Raw genomic sequence first — 18,438 nt, forward strand, 5'->3', positions numbered from 1 at the left:
TTGTACAGATTTAATTTTTTGAGTTATTTAAAAATCTGTGTCAATTAATTTTTAAGATTTAATCTGTTTTTGATCTGCCAAATGCGTGAAAAAAATTATTCTATTACAATTTTCTTAATGATCGTTTTTGAATCTTTTTGGATTTTAACGACATAAATTCCTTTTACGAGATGAACAGCTGTAATGACAGCATCGGTACTGTTTTGTTTTTCGAAAACTTTTTGTCCTGTAAAAGAGAAAATTTCTAAGTCGTAAGGAGAATCAAAATTGTCTAAACCTATATTGAAGATTCCATTTGACGGATTTGGGAAAATCAAAACTTCATTAGATGTTTCAACCACTTCTTCTTCAATTGGGCGAGCCATTTTGCTTCCTAAATTATTGCAGGTATCTTGTGAAAACGAATCCCATTGTGCACTTAAGTTAAAAGTGGTGCTTGGAGAAGTTACGGTTGATTTTCTTCTTAAAGTAACATCAATAGCAAAATTGGCTGTTCCGCCATTAAAGGTTCCGATGATGTCAATCAAAACGCCATTTTTGAATAAACCTACGGCATCATTTCCATTGAAAGTTAATTCGGTTGCCGTTGTTGAGATATTAGCTGAACTCGTAGAAAAACAACTTGATGACATTGAACTGTTTACCACAACAAATTTGCTTCCTGTTGCTAATGTACCACTCAGAGCCAATCCTGTGCTCCATGAACCAGCACCGTTTGTCTGTTTTTTGATCGTATAAGCAGATAAGTTTACAGAACTTCCAGTATTGTTGGCAATTTCTAAAGCTTTGTTATTTCCAGAACCTTCAATGTATTCAGAAAAAAGAAGATCTGTTGCAGTTCCTGTTCCGCTGCTGTTGGTTGTAACTGAAATAGTATTGCTTGAAGCAGAAGCATTTCCAGCCGCATCTTTTGCTTTTACATAAATTGAATAAGTGGTAGAAGCGGTTAAACCCGTAATGGTAGCTGTAGTTCCAGAAACAGTTGTTTTTAAAACGCTATTAGCATAAACATCATATCCTGTTACGGCCACATTATCTGTAGAAGCGGTCCAGCTAAGCGAAATTGAAGTTGCTGTTTTTGTGGTTGAAGCCAAACTTGTTGGAGTTGTTGGTGCTTGAGTATCTCCAGAAGGAGGAGTGCCGCCCCAAATTTGATTTACATATTCAGGATGATCGATAAATGGATTTCGGTTGTTCTGACGTGCGTAAATCGCATTGTTTCTTGCAATTTCTCTTGCGCTCACAGGGTCTTGAGCGTGCCAAGCTAAAAGCATGTTTAAGAATGCTGTCGTAAAAACTTGATTGCTTGAGCCATTAAACATGGCATATGAATATCCTGCAACGGTGTTTTCATATCGTGTTGCAAAATAGAAATACATTCTGGCAATATCTCCTTTAAAAGCATTTATTGGCTCGAAAACTGTTCCCGAATATCCAGAAACGGCACTTGAACCCAATTTGCTTCCGTTTTGAGAAGTATAAGTAGCTGAATTTACATTTCCGTGAGGGTAGTTCGAACGCATTCCGTTTACTTTTCCGTCAGTTGGGGTAATAAAATGCGCATCCGCAACCATTGGGAACTGTTCATTAAAAACCGACTGTGGAATAATGTGTTCTCTATTATAGCAATCTCCTTCGGCAGAATAGTTTCCGCATCTTTGGGTTGTTCCTGTGGTGTAGTTATATGGATCTGTTCCTGATGGATTTTCAGAATACATGTCTAAAATAGTTCCGTCATTTTCATAAAAATTATCAACGTCAGAAGTTTGATAAGTGGTGTAAAGTCCGGCATAACCGTTATTGGTGTGGTCTTTAATAATGTTATACAATTGTGTTTTTAAAGTATAACCCGTTCCGGTTGCAGTGCTGTAATAACCCGAAGGGATTTGAGCAAAACCAATTGTGGCAAACATCAATAACAGTAAAAAGTAGTTTTTTTTCATAAATTAATAGTTTAAAATTTGGTTACGGTTTTTTGTTTTTAACTTTTAAATATTTGAATTTTAATTGATTAAAAACGAATTGTAACAAATCTACTACTTTTATGAATGCAATACGTTAAGCGATGTTTAATTTTAGATATATTTTCTTACGGGTGTTTTGAGGTTATTTAAAGTAACTTTTTTGAGCCTGAATTTTGTTAATTGACAATCCTCTAAATTTATTTTCCTTAATAGCTTTTTCAATGATTTGAGTAGTTTTAACGCCAAGAATAAAAGATGGACTTATTTCTCTTCCGCTTCCAAAACCTACACTCGTAGAGAATATTCCTTCTTCAATTATTTTACCTGTTTTGTGAAAGAAATCTGGAACAGGAACGACTTGATCATTGTATTGATTGCATTTATTACAAAATCTATCCTTTTGCCAAGCAGAAAACTCTAAAATTTCTAAAGGTTTCATTAAAAATAAAGAGTTATCTTCATTAAGTGGAAGAAAATCAACATTAAAATTTAATCCTTCAATGTATTTTTTAAATTTTAAAGATGAAATAAACCTACGTTCATAAGTGGCGCTAAAGTCGGCTTTATTTCTTATTTTAAAACCAGTAGGTAAATACGAAAAATCGATACAACATTCACACTCATCACAGAATACGGATTTAGGTGCATTTTCAAAAAAATACTCATGATTGTTAATACAGCTAAGATTGTATGCTATTGTAATATTCTCTTCCATTTTTTGTCTAACAATTTGTTATGCAAAAATAATATTATTTAAAGAAAAAACTTACTTTAATTGCTCAGAAAAAATAATGAGTTTATTCAAAGATTCACTTTTTTGCTGAAATCTTTTTTATGGCTTTCTGGTATTCTTTTTCAAAATTCTTTCCGTGATCATCAACTATTGTGATGCCATAATCGTAAATGCGGTTCTTTTTTATTTGGTAAAAGGAAACCCAATCTTGACCAGATGCAGCATAACTTTCTACAATATTATATTTTGGATTGTATGTCGGATTTTTGATTTCTTCAAAACCAATGACTTTTATAAAGTTGTTTGTTTTTGGATTGTAGAGATACAAGTTATACGTCCAATTGCTTCTTACATCAGAAATGTTCTGAATCAAAATATCTTTTATGCCGTCATTATTGAAATCTTGGAATTCGATTTTTTGAGTACTGCTAAAAATCGAATCTTTTACTAAAACAGAAGATTTGTTATTTGTCTTTTGAATTATACTTAAAATTGAATTTTTTTCACCATCGTAACCGTCTTTTTCAGTCTCGAAGTTCTTGAGTTGTATTGTAAATCCTTTGTTTTTATAAATAGAATCACACTGAATCGTTTTTGTATTTTGTGCAAACGTGCTCATGCAGGCTAGAATAAAAACTGCGATAGAAAGATTTCTCTTCATTTGATAATCGTTTTAGATAAAAAACTTTTAAAACTTAGAGTTTATACTCTGTATCTTTTTACTTCGGAAAATCTTTACTCTGATAAGCGCCCAAATCCGGTGGAGAAGTTCTAGTAATTCCTAAAATATCTGTTGGAATGATGAATGCCTGATTCCCTTTCGCGAAAGCGGCAGAAGTTTTATCGATATTCAGCTGATTTTTTGAAACGTTGTAAAACTTCGGATTTTCATTTAAAATGATGTTGTTGTAGTGTTCTGTATCGGTTTTGAATTGATAATCAGCATTTGTTGAACTTCCAAATTTCAGCAGGCAATTGTTTAATTGATAAATGAAAGCTGCGCCTGTATTTTTGCTCAAATTGAATTCATACGATGTTGAACCGTAAATAATGCAATTGTTGAAAGTTGCCTGAGTCAGCGGATTGGTTTCGGGTGATGCTCCTACCAGACTATTACTTAAATTAACGGCAAACTGAGAACTGCCTGACCAATTATTGTTAAAAGTACAATGCGTAAAACTGTAATTTCCGCCATAAACACAAGATAAACCTGCTAAACCAGCATAATTAATAGCGATATTTTCTCCTGTAATATGTGCATTTTGAGCTAAAATTCCGTACTCAACGCAATTGTAAATTTGAGTGTTTTTAATTTCAATCGTATTTGACGGACTTCTGAATTCTAATCCCGTAACAGCATTTTTTAAAGTCAAATGATTGATAGAATGATTGGCACTTCCTTTTTCAAAAATCACAGATTTCCATTGTCCTGGAATATCTGAGTAAAGTGATTCTAAACGATCGCCTTCAAAAATGACTTCTTTTTCAAGTTTGTCAGTTGTAGAAACCGCTCCGTTAATTTGAAGAGAAGCTTTATCGCCAACATATAATCCTGAACCGGCATGAAAATGAACTCTTGCGCCGGCTTCAAACGTGATGGTTTTATTTTCGGGAACTCCAGCGTACCCATAAATTACATAAGGTTTCGTATTCGTAAAAAGAAGTTCATTTCCGTTTACAGCATCATTCTCGTCCAGATAAAATCCATCAACAGCTTTACCGTCGATTTGGATTTTTTCTTTTGTTCCGTCAGGATTTTGTTTTGGATATAAAAATACTGCATCTTGAATCAATGTTACCAAAGCGACTTGTTGAAGATTTGCACCGCTGTCAAATTGAATTTCATCGGTATACAAGAAATCAGTTGGATTGGCATCCGTAATATCGGCAGTGGTTTCTATAAAAATATAGAGGCTGTCTTTTGCTAAAAGTGTAACATTGTTGAAAATCTTTCCGTTGTTGCCATTCATTCCGTCAACGGTCATTCGGTATTTAGAAGCCAGACCTTTTTTCAGCTGTATAATCGGAATTGAAATGTCGTTTTTGCTTCTATTAAAGACTTTTAATTGGTAAGTGCTTGAACCGATGTTTTTGAAAACAGTATCCAAATATACAGTGTCTTTTGAAAACTTTAAATCTCCAGTGCTGGCAACGGTATCAAAATCAGTTCTACAGGAACTCATCGCGATGAATAAACCAAAAATAAAAAGTATAAAATATTGACGCATTTGAATAGTTTTACCGCGGATTAAAGATTGTATTTTCTACATCATGCAAAAAAATAATCTGAGATAATCTGTTTCATCAGTGGCAAAAAAAATATTTTTCAGCCAAAGATAGTTTCCGATTGTTTTTGTAAAAATAACAAAAAACTTACATGTTTGAAGTTGAATTTTAATTTTCGAATGGGATTTTTCAATTTGTGTCAATATCTTCTTTAATTTTACGATTTTAAAGAATAATTTAATGAATCATACAAAAGAGCAGATTTTGGCGCGCTGTAATGAGTTTACAAAAAACACATTAATGGAAACGTTGAAAATAGAATATATCGATGCCGGAGAAGATTTTTTAACTGCAAAAATGCCTGTAAATCCAAGTGTTCACCAGCCAATGGGATTGTTGCACGGCGGGGCTTCGGTAGCTTTGGCAGAAAGCGTTGGAAGTGCTGCTTCTTTCTTTTTTATCAATCCAAAAGAGCAGGAGGTAAGAGGTATCGAAATTTCGGCAAATCATCTAAAAAGTATTCGTGAAGGTTATGTTTTTGGGACAGCCAGAATTATTCACAAAGGAAGAAGCCTGCATCTTTGGGAAATCAAAATTACCGACGAAGAAGGAAATCTGGTTTCACTTTGCAAACTGACGAATATGGTTTTAGACAGAAAGAAAAGTGAATAAATTATGAATCCATTTTTCTTAAAAATTAAAAATCATAAAGAACAAAATTTACCCTTTGTACTTTATTCAAAACCGAATACCGAAAACCTAATTGGGATTTTACAACAAAATAATACGTTACATACCGTTTCAGATTACAGCGAAAAAGGATTTGTTTTTGCTTCTTTTGATGAAAAACAACTAATTCTGATTCCAGAGAATGAATCGGAAATTATTACGGCGAATAAAGAAACAACTGTATTTGAACCTATTGAAATTGATGATTTAAGTTCTGATTCAGAAGCTAAATTTCAATATGAATATTTGGTCGCGCAAGGAATTCAGGCAATTAAGAATGAAGAATTCAAAAAAGTGGTTTTGTCACGAAGTGAAGAAGTGACTTTAACCGAATTTGATTTTATTGAAACGTTTCAGCACTTGGTGCAGTTATATCCAGCGACTTTTTGTTATTGTTTCTTCCATCCGAAAATCGGACTTTGGATGGGAGCAACTCCAGAAAAACTGTTGAAAGCCAATGGAAATGTTTTCGAAACAATGGCTCTGGCAGGAACGCAGAAGGATAATAATGAAACTGAAATCGTTTGGCAGCAGAAAGAAAAAGACGAACAGCAATTTGTGACTGATTTTATTGTAAAACGTCTTCGAGAATTTACAGCTTCGGTTGTAGTTTCTGAACCTTACAGTTTAAAAGCGGGATCGATCTGGCACATTAAAACGGATATTTCTGGAGTTTTAAAGGATAATTCAACTTTAGAAGAGGTGATTGATACTTTGCATCCAACGCCAGCAGTTTGTGGTTTTCCAAAGAAAAAATCGAAAGTGTTTATTATCGAAAATGAAAATTACGACCGTACTTTTTATACTGGTTTTTTAGGCGAATTAAACAGCACTTTTGCTGGAGCTGATGCAAGTTCTGATTTATTTGTAAATTTACGATGCATGCAGATTCAGGATACTAAAGCCATTTTATACATGGGCTGCGGTATTACCAAAGAAAGCATTCCCGAAAAAGAATGGGAGGAAAGCGTGAATAAATCCATGACGATGAAAAGGGTTTTGAGAGTTATGAGTTAGAAGTTATGAGTTATGAGTTGTGAGTTAAAAGTTATGAATTATAAGTTTTAGAACTGAATCTCTTTAAACAAAGTTTGAATTCGTGTGTCACCCTGAGCGAAGTCGAAGGGCACAAAGGGCTTCGACTCCGCTCAGCCTGACAACTTGAAACCTGAAACCTGAAACCTGAAACAAAATAAACAAAAAAATGAAACTAGATATATTAGCTTTTGGGGCGCATCCGGATGATGTTGAATTAGGTTGTGCCGGAACTATTTTAAAAGAAGTTTCCCTTGGAAAAAAAGTGGGAATTGTTGATTTAACGCGAGGCGAATTAGGAACGCGTGGAACTGCAGAAATAAGAGATCAGGAAGCAAAAGATGCTGCGAAGATTTTAGGGGTTCTGATTCGTGAAAATTTGGCCATGCGCGATGGGTTTTTCGTTAATGATGAAAAACACCAATTAGAAGTCATTAAAATGATTCGTAAATACAAACCTGAAATTGTATTGTGTAATGCTGTTGACGATCGTCATATCGATCATGGAAAAGGAAGCAAATTAGTTTCTGATGCTTGTTTTCTTTCGGGTTTGATGAAAATTGAAACTTCGATTGACGGAGAGAAACAAGAAGCTTGGAGACCCAAAGTGGTTTATCATTATATTCAGTGGAAAAATATCACTCCGGATTTCGTTGTAGACATTACAGGATTCGAAGAAAAGAAAGTCGAAGCGATTATGGCGTATAAGACTCAATTTTACGATCCGAATTCAAATGAACCTGCAACGCCAATTACGAGTAAAAACTTCTTTGAGAGTTTAAATTATCGTGCGCAGGACTTGGGAAGGCTAGTTGGGAGAGATTTTGCCGAAGGATTTACAGTTGAAAGGTGTTTGGCAGTCAATAGCTTAGAAAATTTATTGTAATTTTTTCATTTTTTTCTTTGTAGAACTCAACCTTTGTTCTATATTTGCACTCGCTAAGCAAAAATGGTGGTTGTAGCTCAGCTGGTTAGAGTAGCGGTTTGTGGTGCCGCGGGTCGCCGGTTCGAACCCGGTCAGCCACCCAGATTTAAAGCCTTGAAGAAATTCAAGGCTTTTTTTGTTTTCGACCGAAAACAAATTTCAATAATAGAAAATCCAAATTCCAAATTGTAAAGATTTGGAATTTGGATTTTTATTTAGAACTATAAAGCTAGCTATTTTAAGATAAGGGAAAATCTTCTCAAGAAATACTTGGAATCTTTGTCAAAGTTTAAAACTTTGACAAAGATAATTTGTAAGCATTATTATTAAACTTTATGAAAGCTAATTACGAAGATTTCCAGCTCTTTAGAGAACCGAATTTGGAATTTACAATTTAAAATATTCGTATTTAATAAAAAAAGCACAACGGTTAAGTTGTGCTTTTTGGAATAGTTATTATATTTGGTTTATGTATTATCAGATTTCCTCAAATGTAGTTCCTTCTTTAATGTCGCCAGTTTTATAACCTTTTTTAAACCAGTACATTCGTTGTTCAGATGATCCGTGGGTAAACGAATCGGGAACTATACGTCCTTGCATTTTACTTTGAATAGCATCGTCTCCAACCGCATTTGCTGCACTTAACGCTTCATCAATATCATCGGGATCTAAGTTTTCCTGATTGTAATGTGCCCAAACTCCCGCATAAAAATCAGCTTGAAGTTCTAAGGCTACAGAAAGTTTATTAGCTTCGGCCTGACTTTTTCCCTGCTGATCGCGACGCATTTTTTCAGATGTTCCTAACAATGTCTGAATGTGATGTCCAATTTCGTGAGCAATTACATAGGCAATAGCAAAATCTCCGCCTTTGGCCCCAAATTTGGTTTTAAGTTCTTCAAAGAAACCTAAATCCATATAAACAATTTGATCTGCCGGACAATAAAATGGTCCAGATGCCGAAGATGCTCCTCCGCAAGCGGTATTTACAGCACCTCTAAAAAGTACCAATTTAGGTCTTTTGTAAGTCATTCCATGTTCAGCGAATATTTTACCCCAGATGTCTTCAGTATCGGCCAAGGTTACTTTTACGAAACTGCCCATTTCTTTGTCTTCTTTGCTCAGTGGAGCTGCAGCTTCAGTTTGTGTTGGCTGACCGCCTTGCATTTGTTCTAAAGCAGATCCTACAGCTTGGCCCGTTTCACCGCCAAAAATATTTAATAGCAAAATAATGATTCCAATAACTCCACCGCCAATAGCGACTTTTCCTCCAGATAAACCTCTTCGGTCTTCAACATTATCACTTTCTCTTCTGCCTTGCCATTTCATAGTAAATAGTTTTATGCTTATATGTTATTTGTTGTACGAATTTATATATTTTTTATGAATTAATTAACATTTATAAGATTTAGTTTAAAAAATTATTTCAGCCATTTTACCAAAGTTTCTTCAACCGTTCCTTTCATAATAGGTTTTGAGATATAATCATCCATTCCTGCAGAAATACATTTGTTACGCTCTTCTTTTTCAGCCCCCGCAGTTACGGCTATAATGGGCGTATTTTTGCCTAAAACGGTATTTCGTATGGCTTTTGTGGTTTCATAACCATTCATAATAGGCATCTGAATGTCCATAAATACAAGTGTTGGATTAATAGATTCAAACTGCTGTACTGCTTCGTATCCATTTTCACATTCAAAAATAAAAGCATTATTATACAGGTTTTTTACAATAGTTTTTAAAAGCAGCATATTGACTTTGTTGTCTTCAACAATTAGAAAACGGATATTTTTATTTGCCGGTTCGTCTTCATCGTCGTCATAATCGGATTGCATGTTTTTAAATTCGGCGTTGTATTTTTCGCTGATGCTTTGATTGCTGGTTTTTAAATTCAAATCAAAGAAGAAGTTGCTTCCTTCGCCTATCGTACTTTCAAGCTGTAATCGGCTTTCCATTAAGGCTAATAATTGGTTTGAAATGGTTAATCCTAATCCAGTTCCTCCAAATTTTCGGGTTGTGGAACTATCTGCCTGCGAAAATGCTTTGAAGATTTTCTTTTGGTTTTTTTCTAAAATTCCAATTCCGGTATCAATAACAGAGAAACGTATGGTGCAATTGTTGTTTTTGTTTTTTTCTAAAACCGAAACATTCAATTTGATTGATCCTTCATTGGTAAATTTTACAGCATTTGAAAGCAGGTTGATCAAAATTTGTTTGATTCTCACAATATCGGTCCAGATGTATTTTGGAACATTAGGATCGACGTTTAGTTCCAGCTGCAGGTTTTTCTGGTTCGATTCATACACGATTAAATCAAATACTTGCCCGAGAACTTTTTTAATATCGTATAGGTCAATAAAAAGTTCTAGTTTTCCAGCTTCAATTTTAGAAAAATCAAGGATATCGTTTATAATCTCCAACAGTGAATGTGCCGACTGATTAATCGTAGTCATGTATTTCTCTTGAATTTCTTCTAATTCGGTTTTCATCAATAAATGTGTAAAACCAATAATACCGTTTAGCGGCGTTCGGATTTCGTGTGACATATTGGCCAGAAAATCAGATTTTGATTTATTGGCTGCTTCCGCTAATTGTTTGGCTTTAATAGCGTCTTCGGTTTCTTTTTTATTGGTAATGTCAAAGTAAATTCCACCCACAAATTCAATTTCGTCGCCTTTCTTAATTACGTCGCCAAATTCTTCCACCCAGATATATTCGCCTGTTTTGCGTTTAATACGGTAAACATTATGCAGAGGCATTCCGTTTTGAAGATTGTCGATTTGATTGTTAATGACTTCGTCGCGGTCGTCTTGGTGAATAAGGGATAAAAACGATAAGTTATTTTCAATAAATTCTGTTTTTGAATATCCGGTTAGGTTTTGGATTTCATCATTTAGAAAGATTTTTGTAGAAAAAGCATCAAACTTAGATAAGTAAACGGTTCCTGGAATATTGTTGGCAATAAGTTTGAATTTTTCTTCACTTTCAATGATTTTACTTTCGTTTCGGTTTCTTTCTAATGCAGATGAAATGTTGTTTGCCAAAATCTGGAAGATGTAGATTTCTTCTTCAGACCATTTTCTTTCTTCGGTACAATCATCAAAACCAATGAAACCTGTAAATTCATCATTAACGTACAATGGCAGAATCAAAATCGATTTGATCTCATTGTCAAGCAGTAATTGTTTGAAAAAGGCATTTTCGAGTTTTCGGGTAAAAGAGCTTAAAATGCGTTTGTTTTTGGCGGCATCAAAGATTTCTTGAAGATTCTCTTCGGTCATGTGTCGCAGAGGCGTAATCTGATGTCGGATTCCTTTTCGCGACCATTTGTATTTTTGGCTGACGGTATTTGTTGAAAAATCCCTTTCGTAATAATACATATGATCTGCTTTGGAAGCTTTTCCAATTAAATCGTACGTTTCCTGAAACATTTCTTCGGTTGATTTACTCAGCAGGAATTTTTCGGTACAAAGCGAAAGTGCGGAAAGCAGCTGACTCTTAAATTCCAGTCTCTTCTCGGCTTCCAAACGCATTTGAGATGAAATGGCAAGTGAAATTACGTCTGAAATAGTTCTGGCATAATTGATATCTTCATTGTCCCATTCCCGCTGTTCTTTTGTGCTTTCAAAGCAAACTACTCCGGCCAGTTGTCCGCTTAAAAATATAGGAACATCAAGCATGGATTTAATTTGGTTTTTGGTGAAATAAACTCTTTCAAATTCTGAAGTTTCCAATTTGTTAAAAACATCAGGAGCGTTTATAATGGCTTTATTCTGCAGGGTTTCAAAATAAATAGGATAGGATTCTTTACTTAAAATATTTTTATCATTCAGATTTTGATTATCCATGCTGTACAAATTTTTGCAGGTAATCAAATCCTTGTTATATTTCCAAAAACTCACTCTATTGGCTTTACTGACTGTAGAAGCTTCTTTGATAATGTAATCTATAACTGTATCTAAATTATTGTAAGTGCTGAAATCTGTAGTCGAGAGTTTTTTGGTTGAATTGTTGAAAGCTTCAATTTTTTCGAGTCGTCGTTTTTTCTCGTTTTCAGCATTTTTTATTTCAGTAATATCACGGGCAATTCCCGCAAATCCGATAGTTTGTCCCAGATCGTTTTTACGGATAATGATTTTCTGGGAAATCCATAATTCCTGACCATTTTTCTTTAATATCGGAATCTCGATGATAGGGAAATTAGCGCCGTTGCTTTCAAAATTTTCATAAAAATCAACGGCACTCAAAGAATATTTTTCATGAATAAAGTTTGAATAATGTTTGTTGATTATTTCGTCTTCGGCATACCCCAAAAGCGCATACGCAAATTCATTTATAAAAGTAAAATGACCTTCTGCATCAATTTCGAATATAATATCAGTCGCGGTCTGGATAAGGTTTTTATATTGGTCTTGAACATTAACCTGTTCCGTAACATCTTGTCCAATACTGATAATCAAATCATCAGAGAACTTTTTATCTTTCCATTGAATGTATTTGAATTCTCCGTTTTTGCTTTTTAATTTTCGGGTATACAGTTTATTTTCTTCCCGATTTTCGGGATCATTTTTTTCGCTGAATTCGTCGCTTTTAGTAAATTTCCAAAAGTTAAGTCCCATTACTTCTTCGGGTTGATATCCTAAAATTGGCGTAATAGTTTCACTGCAGAACAAGATCTGGCCTTTTTGATCTGTGGCTATAGTTAGAGAATTTCCTTTGTGAACGATTTCATTGGCAAATCGGAAATTATTTCTGTTGTTTAGTAAAACGGCATATTTTACTTGATTGATAATGAAAATCAGAATACAGAAATTGAGTAGTAAAATAGACGATTTTAACGGAATTAAATGAAATACAATCGTTGCTACTAGAAAAATAAAAATAATGCTCACAAAAGCCCAGTAAATTTTAATGGGTTTTAGAATATTGTATGAGAAGAAAAATGAAATCAAGAAAACGATAATGGGAACAACATCATTAGCTAGATTAATGATATTGAAGCAGACATAACTGATGTAAAGAAAAAAGGAGAAAATAAAAATCTGCTGTATTTTATCACGAAGCCATTTTACTTTATCAGTTATCACATAGCAGAGCAAAACTGCAAAACCAATAGAAACATTTACAATCAGAAGGCTTTTGGGTCTGATTTTGAAGATTTCATTGATGATTTCAATGACAATAACCGCTATTCCAAAAAATAAGATATAAAGCTGATATTCTTTACTAACTGTTTCGGCTTCTTTTTTCTTTTCGATGAAATTACCAATTTTTGCTTTTATTCTAAAAAACTGATACACAAGGAGTCCCAAGAAACCAAACAGCGAAAGCCCAAGAATGATAAATTTTGGATTGTTGTAGAAAATAATATCAGAATTGAAAACGTACCAGTTTGTCACAATTGATTTCAGGGTATTACCAAAGCGGGTAATTCCTGAAACCAATAAATTGAAAAAACTATAGTTCGTTACCATAGATTTTGAGGGACTTTGGTTTAGTATACAGCGTTTTGAAAATTTCTGAAGAGTTGGTTATGCTCTATAATTCAGAGATTTTCAGTTTTTATTCAAAATCCGATTTTCCGATAAAATCAATAGAATCGGGTTGTTGTTGTTCTTCGAAAATAGCATAGTAAGTTGAATATGTGATTGAAGTATTAAAAACAATTGTAAAAATTATTCCAATACAACATCCTATCACTCCAGTCAATGAACAAAGGAATCCTACTACAAATAAGGCAAATATGGTAAATGGACTTTTGCTAACTACAATAAGGCTTGATTTGATAGCTTCTATAGCTGGTAAGTTTCCAAAAATGATTAACGGTATTGTAAAAAATGTAAAATAGGAGATCATTATCGATACTCCAATTCCCACATAAGCTATTCCCAAATTATCGATAATAGTAGAAATACCATTACTTACGAGTGCCAAAATAAGCGCCGCTGAAAACAGTTGTAAAAAGTAAGGTTGTTTGTAATAGGCAAAAACACTCCCGAAATCAAATTTTTCGCCTTTGTCAGCACGATCTGCTATTTCAAGAAATCCTGCTCCTAACGGAGAAAATAAAGCTGCAAATACTGATACGAAAATAGTAGATAGTATCTGCTGGCCATAATTTAATTTTTGAAAATCTAAAACATTAGTGAAATCACTTAGTATGGCTTGTAATCCATAAAACGCGGTTGCCAATCCCATTACGGCACAAAATACGATAAAGGTAAATACGGCAATTACTAATGCTGAATAAAGTGCAATTTTCTTGTAATTTTCAAAAGCATAACCGAAAATAACAGCAAAGTCTATTGAATAACCATCTCTTTTGATGTCTTCAATCTGATCACGAGTAGATTTCATTTAAGTGTAAAGTTGTTTTATAGTATCAGGTGTTTTAATATAGTGATATCAGTCGTAAATATAATATTTTAAATTAATTCCGAGTGAAAATCTATAAAACATTACGAAATTGTTTTTCTGCTGTTACAGCCAGTCCAAAATTCGTTTTATGGAAGCTAATTTGTCTTTGTAAGGTGCGTAACGCATAGGTAAATCAAGCCAGTTTCCTTTTTTTACAATCGATTTATGATGTGAAAAAGTATCAAAACTCATTTGTCCATGATAAGCCCCGATTCCGCTTTGTCCAACACCTCCAAAAGGCAGTCTTTTATTAGAAAAATGGATTACTGTATCGTTTACGGCACCGCCTCCAAAGGAGTATTTTTGAATTAATTTCTTAGCAAACGAATTATTTTCACTGAAAATGTAAAACGCGAGAGGTTTTTCGTACTTCGTAATTATGTTATGAATATCGTTTTCAGTTTCATAGGTAAGAATTGGTAAAATAGGCCCAAAGATTTCTTCTCTCATAACAGCACTTTCCAAAGATGGTTCTTCAATTAAAGTTGGAGAAATATATAACTTATCATGATTGGTTTCTCCACCAAAAATTATTTTATCGCGTTCAATCATTTGGTCAAGCCGAACCCAGTTTTTGGTATTGATGATGCGGGCAAAATCTGGCGATTTATCGATTTTTTTGCCATATGCTTTTATGATTTCTTCGATTAAGAAAGTAATAAAATTAACCTTCATATTCTTCTGGATCAAAATATAATCGGGTGCAATGCAGGTTTGGCCTGCATTTATAAATTTTCCCCAGACAATTCGTTTGGCAGCAAGTTTTAAATCAGCAGATTCATCAACAACACAAGGGTTTTTTCCGCCTAATTCTAATGTAACCGGAGTAAGGTTTTCGGCAGCGGCTTTGGCTACAATTTTTCCAACTGAAACACTTCCGGTAAAGAAAATATAATCCCAGCGTTCTGCCAGTAATTTGTTTGAAACTTCCACTCCGCCTTCTACCACTTCAACATGGTTGATATGAAATGTTTTTTCGACAATTTTGGCAATAATGGCTGAGGTATGCGGAGTTAATTCTGATGGTTTTACAGTAACCTTATTTCCAGCGGCTACAGCAGCAATAAGCGGACATAGAGCAAGCTGAAAGGGATAATTCCACGGCGAAATAATTAAAACTCTGCCGTAAGGTTCTTTGTAAATATAATCAGTTGAAGGAAAATTTAAGAGAGAAGGGAAAACACGTTTTGGTTTTGCCCATTTGCTGATGTTTTTGATGGTATCTTTTAAATCTGAAATGACATAATTCGTTTCAGTTAAAACAGCTTCAAATTCTGGTTTTTTAAAATCATCATATAAAGCTTTAACGATTAAATCTTCGTTTTTTTGAATGTTATATAATAACTTCTTCAGCGTTTGTTTTCTGTATCCGATGTCGTTTTTATAGTCCATTTTTAAAATCAGCTTGTTTTTAGGATATGCAAGTTAATCCATAAAAACTAAAAAACGTTACATTTTAACCATAAAAGTCATATAGCATTCCAAACAGGATCATCGGGAACGGGAGCGATAATGGTAATATTTTCTTTAGAAACGGGATGCACAAAAACTAATTTTCGAGCATGCAGATGAATGCCTCCATCAGGATTGCTTCGGTCGGCGCCGTATTTTAAATCGCCTTTTATGGGTGACCCAATGGCTGATAATTGTGCACGAATTTGATGATGACGCCCTGTGTGAAGATTGATTTCTAGAGCGGTATAATTCTGAAGTTCTTTAATTATTGTGTAATCTAAACTGGCCAATTTACTATCAGGAACTTCTTTTAAATGCGCTTTTGAAGTATTGTTTTTTTCGTTTCTTTTCAGGTAATGAACCAATTTGGCAGATGCTTCTTTTGGTTTGTTTTTAACGACAGCCCAATAGGTTTTTTTAGTTTCACGATTGCTGAATAATTCATTCATTCGCGATAAAGCTTTACTGGTTCTGGCAAAAGCCACAATTCCTGTTGTGGGTCTGTCCAAACGATGAATGACGCCCAGAAAAACATCTCCAGGTTTATTGTATTTTTCTTTTATATATTCCTTTACCACATCAGATAAAGGTTTATCTCCCGTTTTATCGCCTTGTACAATATCGCCTACACGTTTGTTCACCACAATAATGTGATTGTCTTCGTGCAGGATTTGTAAATTATTTTTGTTTGAAACTATTTTCATATGAGCATTTCAATTATATGGAGAAGTTTGGCTAAAGACTTGCGAAGCCTTAAAAATAAACCTCCAGCTAAAGCTGGAGGCAATTTATTTTTTAAAACCTTGGAACCTTTGTTGCTTTGCATCTTTGAGCCTAAGAAAAAAACTTAGTATCTCAGAACCTTAGCAGCTCAGTACCTAAAAATTAATATTGTTCTCTCTCATTAGGGAAATCCTGAGATTTTACATCAGCAGCATATTGTCCGATTGCTTTTGTCATTTCTTCGTATAAATTCAAGTAACGGCGTAAGAAACGCGGACTAAATTCATTATTCATTCCTAACATATCGTGAATAACCAAAACCTGACCATCAACACCGCCTCCAGCACCAATTCCGATAACTGGTATAGAAATACTTTCGGCTACTTTTCTAGCTAATTCAGCAGGGATTTTTTCAAGAACAACAGCAAAACAGCCAATTTTTTCAAGCATTTTGGCATCTTCCATTAATTTTTCTGCTTCTTCTTCTTCTTTTGCACGAACGCTGTAAGTTCCGAATTTATAAATAGACTGAGGTGTTAAACCCAAATGGCCCATAACCGGAATTCCGGCATTTAATATTTTTCTAATTGAATCTTTAATTTCTTTTCCACCTTCTAATTTCACAGCGTGAGCACCGCTTTCTTTCATAATTCTGATAGAAGAACGAAGCGCTTCTTTTGAATCAGATTGATAACTTCCGAAAGGCAAATCAACCACAACCAAACCTCTTTCTACGGCACGCACAACCGATGATGCATGGTAAATCATTTGGTCTAAAGTAATTGGAAGAGTCGTTTCATGACCCGCCATAACATTGGAAGCAGAATCACCAACCAAAATCACATCGACTCCGGCAGTATCAACAATTTTAGCCATTGTGAAATCATACGCGGTAAGCATAGAAATTTTTTCTCCATTGCTTTTCATTTCAATTAATGACTTTGTTGTGATTCTTTTATAATCTTTTTTTGCTACTGACATTTTAATTTTTTTTGATGATGTAAAAGTATTGAATAATTGCAAATTGGGAATCAGCAATAAAAGAATATTTCGATTGCATATAGTTTACCATCTTTAAATTCGATTCTGAATTGGCTGTCTTCCAAAATGATAGAGTAGTTGTGCGGTGATTTGATCGAAGCTTCAATATAGGTTCCGTATTTTTCAATGAAAGCTTTTTCAGACAATGTGTGATCTAAAACTGCATTTGGATTGAATATAAGTTTATTGTTCTCGTTGATAAAAACCTTTACAATTTCGGCCTGATTTTTCTTTTCATCTACAGATGCTTGTAAATCTGGATAATAGTAAAATAAATCACTTAGGTAAACGCCGCATTCATCGCCAATGCTTTCTTTTTTAGTAGGTTGTCCAAATATTTTTACCAGATCTTTTTGAGTAAAATATAATGATTTGGTTTTTACACCTTTTAATGAATATTCAGCTTTTTGGGCAAATGCTGCAATTTGTTCTGGTAGTTTATGTTTGGATAAACCCTTGGCAATAGCCATATAAAGTTCAGTGTCGGCAATTAATTTAGGATCATTTATTTGCTTGACCACTTCAGAATATCTTTGATACGCCGGAATTAATTTTGAATAATCACTGTTCCAGGCTAATTCTACAATTCTTTCGCTTAGTGTTTTGCGATCTGCAAGTGCATTGACATCAAGTTTGTCAAAATCTTTGATTAAACTATCAAAATTAGGACGAAGCCCAATAAACTTTCTTAAGGTATATTTTGAATATTCCTCACTAAAATTGCCGCCAATGTTTACCCAGTCATTTTCGTTTACCGGTACATAATCAACAGGAACGGGATCACCTGTAAATAAAATTTCTTTGATTTTTGAATTTTTATCGGGTAAAGCTCTTGCTTTTAAACCTGCTGCCAGAACAAAAAAATGATTCCCGCCATAATAATTATCGCCGCCTTCTAAAATTGGATTTTCGAGATCTTTTATTTTAACGTCTTTTGCATTTAATCTTGTGGCAACAAACTTTTCCTGAACATATCCTTCATTAAAATTATCTGCTTGCACTTTGTACCAGCCATTCTGACTTTCAGATAATAAACGCACTTCGGCACCATATTTAAAATATCCTAAAAAAGAAGTGGAATTTGGGGAAGTATACAGTCGAGTATCTGAATTTAGAAAATAACGTTCCTGTGAATGCAATACAAGAGAAAGAAATAATGCAATTAGAAAGTAAAGTTTTTTCATGAAATATTT

General features: G+C 34.0%; 14 protein-coding genes and 1 tRNA gene. 4 read left to right on the top strand and 11 right to left on the bottom strand.

Annotation, left to right across the window (positions count from 1 at the left end; all coding sequences use genetic code 11):
* Positions 1 to 95: 95 nt before the first annotated feature.
* The 4 genes from J0383_RS17675 to J0383_RS17690 form a co-directional block, all read right to left on the bottom strand.
* Complete coding sequence (locus J0383_RS17675; protein ID WP_207295294.1) at positions 96 to 1,943, bottom strand: endonuclease; 1,848 nt, start codon at positions 1,941 to 1,943, stop codon at positions 96 to 98.
* A 163-nt stretch (positions 1,944 to 2,106) separates the two neighbouring features.
* Positions 2,107 to 2,679, bottom strand: a complete 573-nt coding sequence (locus J0383_RS17680) for a hypothetical protein (RefSeq protein WP_207295295.1) — start codon at positions 2,677 to 2,679, stop codon at positions 2,107 to 2,109.
* A 94-nt stretch (positions 2,680 to 2,773) separates the two neighbouring features.
* Positions 2,774 to 3,358 carry an XAC2610-related protein gene (locus J0383_RS17685; protein ID WP_207295296.1) on the bottom strand — a complete coding sequence of 195 codons (585 nt, stop codon included), beginning with the start codon at positions 3,356 to 3,358 and terminating at the stop codon, positions 2,774 to 2,776.
* Between the two features lie 58 nt (positions 3,359 to 3,416).
* The gene (locus J0383_RS17690; protein WP_207295297.1) at positions 3,417 to 4,925 is read right to left on the bottom strand and encodes a hypothetical protein; all 1,509 of its coding nucleotides are present in this window, start codon (positions 4,923 to 4,925) and stop codon (positions 3,417 to 3,419) included.
* A 238-nt stretch (positions 4,926 to 5,163) separates the two neighbouring features.
* Between J0383_RS17690 and J0383_RS17695 the strand changes: the two genes are divergently transcribed.
* The 4 genes from J0383_RS17695 to J0383_RS17710 all read left to right on the top strand — a co-directional run bounded on the left by J0383_RS17695 (position 5,164) and on the right by J0383_RS17710 (position 7,713).
* On the top strand, positions 5,164 to 5,595 hold the full coding sequence (locus J0383_RS17695) for a PaaI family thioesterase (protein WP_207295298.1): 432 nt from the start codon (positions 5,164 to 5,166) through the stop codon (positions 5,593 to 5,595).
* Between the two features lie 3 nt (positions 5,596 to 5,598).
* Positions 5,599 to 6,669, top strand: coding sequence for a chorismate-binding protein (locus J0383_RS17700; protein WP_207295299.1), 1,071 nt, complete (start codon positions 5,599 to 5,601; stop codon positions 6,667 to 6,669).
* Positions 6,670 to 6,856: 187 nt separating this feature from the next.
* The gene (bshB1, locus tag J0383_RS17705) at positions 6,857 to 7,573 is read left to right on the top strand and encodes a bacillithiol biosynthesis deacetylase BshB1 (RefSeq protein ID WP_207295300.1); all 717 of its coding nucleotides are present in this window, start codon (positions 6,857 to 6,859) and stop codon (positions 7,571 to 7,573) included.
* A 66-nt stretch (positions 7,574 to 7,639) separates the two neighbouring features.
* Positions 7,640 to 7,713, top strand: a tRNA-His gene (locus J0383_RS17710).
* Between the two features lie 376 nt (positions 7,714 to 8,089).
* Here the strand turns inward: J0383_RS17710 and ypfJ are convergent.
* The 7 genes from ypfJ to J0383_RS17745 form a co-directional block, all read right to left on the bottom strand.
* A complete protein-coding gene (ypfJ, locus tag J0383_RS17715; RefSeq protein ID WP_207295301.1) occupies positions 8,090 to 8,938 on the bottom strand; it encodes a KPN_02809 family neutral zinc metallopeptidase in 849 nt (282 codons plus the stop codon).
* Positions 8,939 to 9,030: 92 nt separating this feature from the next.
* Entirely contained in the window at positions 9,031 to 13,083 is a 4,053-nt protein-coding gene (locus J0383_RS17720) for a PAS domain S-box protein (RefSeq protein ID WP_207295302.1), read from the bottom strand.
* Positions 13,084 to 13,171: 88 nt separating this feature from the next.
* Positions 13,172 to 13,966, bottom strand: a complete 795-nt coding sequence (locus tag J0383_RS17725; RefSeq protein WP_207295303.1) for a hypothetical protein — start codon at positions 13,964 to 13,966, stop codon at positions 13,172 to 13,174.
* A 123-nt stretch (positions 13,967 to 14,089) separates the two neighbouring features.
* Positions 14,090 to 15,418: an aldehyde dehydrogenase gene (locus tag J0383_RS17730; protein WP_207295304.1), complete on the bottom strand. Its 1,329-nt coding sequence runs from the start codon at positions 15,416 to 15,418 to the stop codon at positions 14,090 to 14,092.
* A 77-nt stretch (positions 15,419 to 15,495) separates the two neighbouring features.
* The gene (locus J0383_RS17735) at positions 15,496 to 16,185 is read right to left on the bottom strand and encodes an RluA family pseudouridine synthase (protein WP_207295305.1); all 690 of its coding nucleotides are present in this window, start codon (positions 16,183 to 16,185) and stop codon (positions 15,496 to 15,498) included.
* A gap of 181 nt (positions 16,186 to 16,366) precedes the next feature.
* Positions 16,367 to 17,185, bottom strand: a complete 819-nt coding sequence (panB, locus tag J0383_RS17740) for a 3-methyl-2-oxobutanoate hydroxymethyltransferase (protein ID WP_207295306.1) — start codon at positions 17,183 to 17,185, stop codon at positions 16,367 to 16,369.
* 50 nt (positions 17,186 to 17,235) lie between these two features.
* Complete coding sequence (locus J0383_RS17745; RefSeq protein WP_207295307.1) at positions 17,236 to 18,429, bottom strand: SH3 domain-containing protein; 1,194 nt, start codon at positions 18,427 to 18,429, stop codon at positions 17,236 to 17,238.
* Positions 18,430 to 18,438 lie beyond the last annotated feature (9 nt).

It is taken from the genome of Flavobacterium endoglycinae, from assembly GCF_017352115.1.
Lineage (GTDB): Bacteria > Bacteroidota > Bacteroidia > Flavobacteriales > Flavobacteriaceae > Flavobacterium > Flavobacterium endoglycinae.

Excerpts from the sequence above, each read along its gene's own strand:
- J0383_RS17675 (WP_207295294.1), bottom strand. The coding sequence starts at position 1,943 with ATGAAAAAAAACTACTTTTTACTGTTATTGATGTTTGCCACAATTGGT.
- J0383_RS17680 (WP_207295295.1), bottom strand. The coding sequence starts at position 2,679 with ATGGAAGAGAATATTACAATAGCATACAATCTTAGCTGTATTAACAAT.
- J0383_RS17685 (WP_207295296.1), bottom strand. The coding sequence starts at position 3,358 with ATGAAGAGAAATCTTTCTATCGCAGTTTTTATTCTAGCCTGCATGAGC.
- J0383_RS17690 (WP_207295297.1), bottom strand. The coding sequence starts at position 4,925 with ATGCGTCAATATTTTATACTTTTTATTTTTGGTTTATTCATCGCGATG.
- J0383_RS17695 (WP_207295298.1), top strand. The coding sequence starts at position 5,164 with ATGAATCATACAAAAGAGCAGATTTTGGCGCGCTGTAATGAGTTTACA.
- J0383_RS17700 (WP_207295299.1), top strand. The coding sequence starts at position 5,599 with ATGAATCCATTTTTCTTAAAAATTAAAAATCATAAAGAACAAAATTTA.
- bshB1 (WP_207295300.1), top strand. The coding sequence starts at position 6,857 with ATGAAACTAGATATATTAGCTTTTGGGGCGCATCCGGATGATGTTGAA.
- ypfJ (WP_207295301.1), bottom strand. The coding sequence starts at position 8,938 with ATGAAATGGCAAGGCAGAAGAGAAAGTGATAATGTTGAAGACCGAAGA.
- J0383_RS17720 (WP_207295302.1), bottom strand. The coding sequence starts at position 13,083 with ATGGTAACGAACTATAGTTTTTTCAATTTATTGGTTTCAGGAATTACC.
- J0383_RS17725 (WP_207295303.1), bottom strand. The coding sequence starts at position 13,966 with ATGAAATCTACTCGTGATCAGATTGAAGACATCAAAAGAGATGGTTAT.
- J0383_RS17730 (WP_207295304.1), bottom strand. The coding sequence starts at position 15,418 with ATGGACTATAAAAACGACATCGGATACAGAAAACAAACGCTGAAGAAG.
- J0383_RS17735 (WP_207295305.1), bottom strand. The coding sequence starts at position 16,185 with ATGAAAATAGTTTCAAACAAAAATAATTTACAAATCCTGCACGAAGAC.
- panB (WP_207295306.1), bottom strand. The coding sequence starts at position 17,185 with ATGTCAGTAGCAAAAAAAGATTATAAAAGAATCACAACAAAGTCATTA.
- J0383_RS17745 (WP_207295307.1), bottom strand. The coding sequence starts at position 18,429 with ATGAAAAAACTTTACTTTCTAATTGCATTATTTCTTTCTCTTGTATTG.